The organism is Dietzia sp. HMSC21D01 (assembly GCF_001815995.1).
Classification (GTDB): domain Bacteria; phylum Actinomycetota; class Actinomycetes; order Mycobacteriales; family Mycobacteriaceae; genus Dietzia; species Dietzia cinnamea.
Window position 1 is genome coordinate 1 of record NZ_KV823986.1, and the last position, 4,464, is coordinate 4,464.

Annotated in this window: 5 protein-coding genes and 1 pseudogene; 3 read left to right on the plus strand and 3 right to left on the minus strand. The window is 67.9% G+C overall.

The features are described from left to right. The coding region (locus tag HMPREF3086_RS11675; protein ID WP_070721997.1) for a hypothetical protein at positions 1 to 289 on the plus strand (289 nt) is incomplete at its 5' end. 22 nt (positions 290 to 311) lie between these two features. Then, positions 312 to 860 (plus strand): hypothetical protein, encoded by a 549-nt coding sequence (locus HMPREF3086_RS18100; protein WP_246830976.1) that lies wholly within the window; start codon positions 312 to 314, stop codon positions 858 to 860. Between the two features lie 112 nt (positions 861 to 972). On the opposite strand, the gene HMPREF3086_RS11680 is transcribed toward HMPREF3086_RS18100, so the two are convergent. Both HMPREF3086_RS11680 and HMPREF3086_RS11685 read right to left on the minus strand, forming a co-directional pair. Then, positions 973 to 1,752 (minus strand): crotonase/enoyl-CoA hydratase family protein, encoded by a 780-nt coding sequence (locus HMPREF3086_RS11680; RefSeq protein WP_070722000.1) that lies wholly within the window; start codon positions 1,750 to 1,752, stop codon positions 973 to 975. Beyond that, positions 1,749 to 3,284 (minus strand): class I adenylate-forming enzyme family protein, encoded by a 1,536-nt coding sequence (locus HMPREF3086_RS11685; RefSeq protein ID WP_070722001.1) that lies wholly within the window; start codon positions 3,282 to 3,284, stop codon positions 1,749 to 1,751. The genes HMPREF3086_RS11680 and HMPREF3086_RS11685 overlap by 4 nt, the downstream gene beginning before the upstream one ends. 52 nt (positions 3,285 to 3,336) lie before the next feature. On the opposite strand from HMPREF3086_RS11685, the gene HMPREF3086_RS11690 reads away from it, so the two are divergent. Further along, the gene (locus HMPREF3086_RS11690) at positions 3,337 to 3,945 is read left to right on the plus strand and encodes a TetR/AcrR family transcriptional regulator (protein ID WP_204650634.1); all 609 of its coding nucleotides are present in this window, start codon (positions 3,337 to 3,339) and stop codon (positions 3,943 to 3,945) included. 143 nt (positions 3,946 to 4,088) lie between these two features. Here the strand turns inward: HMPREF3086_RS11690 and HMPREF3086_RS11695 are convergent. Continuing rightward, positions 4,089 to 4,464: pseudogene (locus HMPREF3086_RS11695) on the minus strand (hypothetical protein); the annotation flags it as partial.

The following is a 4,464-nucleotide window of genomic DNA, read 5'->3' on the forward strand; positions in this document are numbered from 1 at the left end:
CGAGCTCGAGCGGGCGCGCAAGCGCGAGTCGAAGCTTGTGGCGGTGTTCTCCGCGATCGACGCCCGCGCCGACGCCGAGGCCGCCCTGGGGGAGGCACTGATCGAGCTGAAGGACCTCGGCGTCGCCCAGGCGGATCTGGCCGAGATGACTGGACTGTCGGCCCGTGAGGTCGGCGCGGCGATCCGTGCCGCGAAGGACCGCGCCGCCACCGGGGACCAGGCGCCGGAGACCACTGACGAGCAGCCGTCGGACATGGCCTCGGACCACAACGGTGCCGAGTCACACTGACCCACGCACCAGTCCCGCAGACGTGGACATTCCCCTGCCGGGCCTGGACCTGAGTGCGCCATCGCCCGTCCCGTCTGGTGCGGTGCGGCGGTCACGCCCCTACAGTGCGACCCTGCCGCCCACTCAGGCAGCCATTGACGCGTTCTGGTCCCGCGTGGTCAAAGCACCCGGCGATGGCTGCTGGTTCCTGATCTCAGCAATCAGCGGCGTCGACGGCTACACGCGAATCTCGTGGCGGTCGGGCGGTGTCAGCCGCACCGAATCCGGTCACCGTTTCGCTCTGCTGTTGGCCGGTCAGCTCGACAACGGTGTCGTGGCCGAGCACCGATGCAACGAACCCCTGTGCGTACGCGTCCACCCTGCGCATGTGATTGCCTCCACCCAGACCGCGAATCTGCGTTACGCAGTGGCGTGCGGGCGCGCCGGCGACAACCGACGACCCGCCACCTCCTACGACCGCAGGTCGCGCTCTGTGGCGGTGCGCGAGGCCCTCCGGCACGGCTGGGACCCGGTCGCCTACGCCGCAGCCTCGGGCATCACCCCACCACCTGAGCACCCCACTCTCTTTTAGGCACCGTTAGGCTTAAAGAGCGACACACGGGCCCCGCCATTGGCGGGGCCCGTGTCCTCTTTTAGCGGGTCAGGTTGTGTCAGCGGCCCGGTTCCACCGGGCCGCTGCGTGGTCAGGAGAGGAAGGTTCCGTGGCGTCCCGCACCGCCGGCGAACCGAGCGGCACCGCCCGTGCCGTCGACGGCCAATGACTCCATCCCGACACCGATCTCGTATCCCATGGCGGCGGTCTCTGTCTGACCGAACTGCTGGGTGACCGATAGTCGGTCATTGCGCATGCACGTCTGAGGGAACCCCACCAGATCCCGTGCGAGCTGTTTCGCTGCCTGGAGCGTGGTGCCGGCCTCGACGACCCGGTTGGCCAGACCGAAGTCGAGGGCCTCTGCCGCGTCGACGGCGCGGCCGGTCAGGATCATGTCCATGGCTCGGCTCTCGCCGATCAGCCGGGGCAGCCTGACCGTGCCCCCGTCGATGAGGGGAACTCCCCACCGGCGGCAGAACACCCCGAGCGTGACGTCGGCGGCCACCACGCGCAGGTCGCACCAGATCGCCAGTTCGAGCCCGCCGGCCACCGCGTAGCCCTCGATGGCGGCGATCACCGGTTTGGACAACCGCATGCGGGTGGGGCCCATCGGGCCATCCCCGTCGACGGCCACGGTGTTCTGGGAAGCGGTGCCGATCGATTTGAGGTCGGCGCCGGCGCAGAAGTTGCCGCCCTCGCCGTAGAGGATCGCCACGTCTGCGTGGTCGTCGCCGTCGAAATCTCGGAACGCGCGGGCGAGCTCGGTGGCCATCGGCCCGTCGACGGCGTTGCGCCGCTCCGGGCGGGCCAGAGTCACCGTGGTGATGCGGTCGCGGGTGTCGACCCTGATCGATTCGTAGGCAGCGCTCATGACTGGCTGTCCTCCCAGAGGGGATCGCGCAGCGCGCGGCGCAGGATCTTGCCCACCGCCGACTTCGGGATGGCGTCGGTGAACACGATCTCCTTGGGCACCTTGTATCCGGCGAGGGTGTCGCGCACGGTCTGCTGCAGCTCGGCCTCGGTGACCTCGGCGCCGGGGACCAGTGAGACGAACGCGGTGACCGCCTCCACCCACACCGGATCGGGCGCGCCGACGACGGCGCACTCGGCCACTGCCGGGTGCGCGGCCAGGGCGTCCTCGACCTCGCGGGGATAGACGTTGTAGCCGCCGGAGATGATCATGTCGCTACGACGATCAACCAGGAAGTAGTAACCGCGCTCGTCGACGTAGGCCATGTCCCGGGTCCGGATCCAACCATCAGGGGTGAGCATCTCAGCGTTGAGCTCATCGGCGTCGTAGTAGCCGACCATCTGCGACGGAGTGCGGACCACCATCTCGCCGATCTCGCCCACGCCGACCTCGTTGCCATCCTCGCCAACAAGACGGATCTCGACGCCCTTGGCGGCGCGACCACACGAACCCAGCAGGGACGGATCCCGGTGATCCTCCTTCGACAGAACAGTGATGACCAACGGCGCCTCGGTCTGTCCGTAGTACTGCATGAAGATCGGACCCATCTCGTCCATCGCGCGCCCGATCAGCGGGCGCGGCATAGGACTGGCCCCGTACAGAATCGTCTTCAGCGACGACAGATCCGCCTTGTCCACCTTCCCGCTGGCCAGCAGCATCCCGAGCATGGTGGGGACCATGTTCACCTCGGTGGCGCGGTACCGCGCGATCGCGTCGAGGAAACCGGCGGGTTCGAAGCCGGGCAGGATCGCCGAGGCCGCACCCCGGACCCAGTACGGCAGAACGAACGTGCCGCTGGCATGGATCAACGACGCCGCGTGCAACATGACCGACCCAGGCTCCGGGGAGAAGACATTCGCCAAGATGTTCGCGGCCACCGCAGCGTACGTGCCCTGGGTGTGGGTGGCCGCCTTGAGAACCCCGGTCGTGCCCGACGTGTGCAAGATCAGCAGCGGATCATCGGCGCTCAGCGGCACCTGCGGGTCCTCGCCCGAGACCTCACGCGCGGCCACGAGAAGATCTGCGCCCCCACCCGCAGCCCGGGCCCCCAGGCCAAAAACGGTCAACCCGCCGATGCGCTCACGCAACTGACCGGCAGGGGCGACCAAATCCGGATCATGCACCAGAGTCGCCGCGGCTGTTCCGCGGATCATCCGCTCGTGCTCATCGACCGAGAGACGGCCATTGAGGGGCACCCGGGCGATACCCGCCTTGACGCACGCAAAGTCCAGCGCCACGGTCCACAGGCCGTTGCCGGCCAGGATCGCGAGCTTGTCGCCCCTGCCCAGACCGCTTTGGATCAACACATTCGCGAACCGGTTCGACATCTCATCGACCTGGCCGAACGTCAACTGCTCGTCACCGAAGTACACGGCCACGTTGTCGCCAAAGCGCCGTGCACCTTCCCGGATGTAGTCGACTGCGAGCTCCATACGAACCCTCCTAGAAACAGACTGTTTGGTCGGTTTCAGTAGACTGCATGTCGTGACGGAAATCCAGGGTTCTGCGAAAGTTCGCCAGACCAGGTGGTTCCAGACCCGTGAGGCACTGCTCGATGCGGCGGTGACCTCACTGGTGCGCCATGGGCACTCCGGGACGACCATGGCGCGAATTCAGGAGTACGCCGGGGTCTCCCGCGGTTCGCTCACCCACCATTTCGGGTCGATGCAGGAGCTGCTCGTGGCGGCGATCAGCCATGTCGCCGAAGGACAACTTGCCCAAGTCACCGACTTCGCCGAGACGCTCACACCCGGCCATGACCCAGACGAGCTGGTCGGGCTGCTGCACCGCTTCATGTCCGGGCCGATGTTCGTGGCCGGACTCGAACTGTGGCTGGCCGCCCGCACCGACGATGCACTGAAGCGAGCCCTTGCACCGGTGGAAAAGGACTTCGGGTATCGCATGCGCAACGCCCTGCAGGACAGGGGAGTGGTCGGGCCCGGCGCCAGAATCAGTCGCGCCGATCTGGAAATGCTGTTCGTCCTGCTTCGAGGCCTGGCCGTCACCCAGATCCTGCGCACCGATGACACCACCCAGCGACGCATCCTCTCCGACTGGGCAGACCAGCTCCGACGCAGACCCCCCACCACATGAGCAAGCAAAGCAGTTGTACAACCGACACCACCGGCCCATCCGGAGCGCAACGCGCCAGGCTAGCCCGGCCCTGCGGGCCCCTGCCGGCCCCTGCTGACGAGATACCTTGCAGCCACCGGTCCCCAGGGGCGGCTGTGTGCCCGTCAGTTCCCGCGGTCGGTATCAGCGCTTCGCAGGGAATCCAGCACCTCACGCAAGGTGTCTGAGGTGGCCTCCGCCCGGACCCGAGCCCGGTCGGACTCCTCGGCCTTGGCGCGCGCGTCGCTGGCTTCTTTGAGCGCGGTGGCGAGCTGGTCGCGCAGCTGCTCGAGCTCGTCGCGCATCCCGTCGAGCTCGCCGAGTGCGCGGTCGCGGGACGCGACCGCATCGTCCCGCTCTGCAGCAGCCTGCTCGGCCGCCTTCAGGGCGTGGGCCTCACCCGCGCGAGCAGCATCGAGCGCCACCGCAGTCGCCTCGTCCGCCTGCTCGGCCGCGCGCTTCCATGCCGCAGCCCACACCGAGGCCACCATCGCCGACATC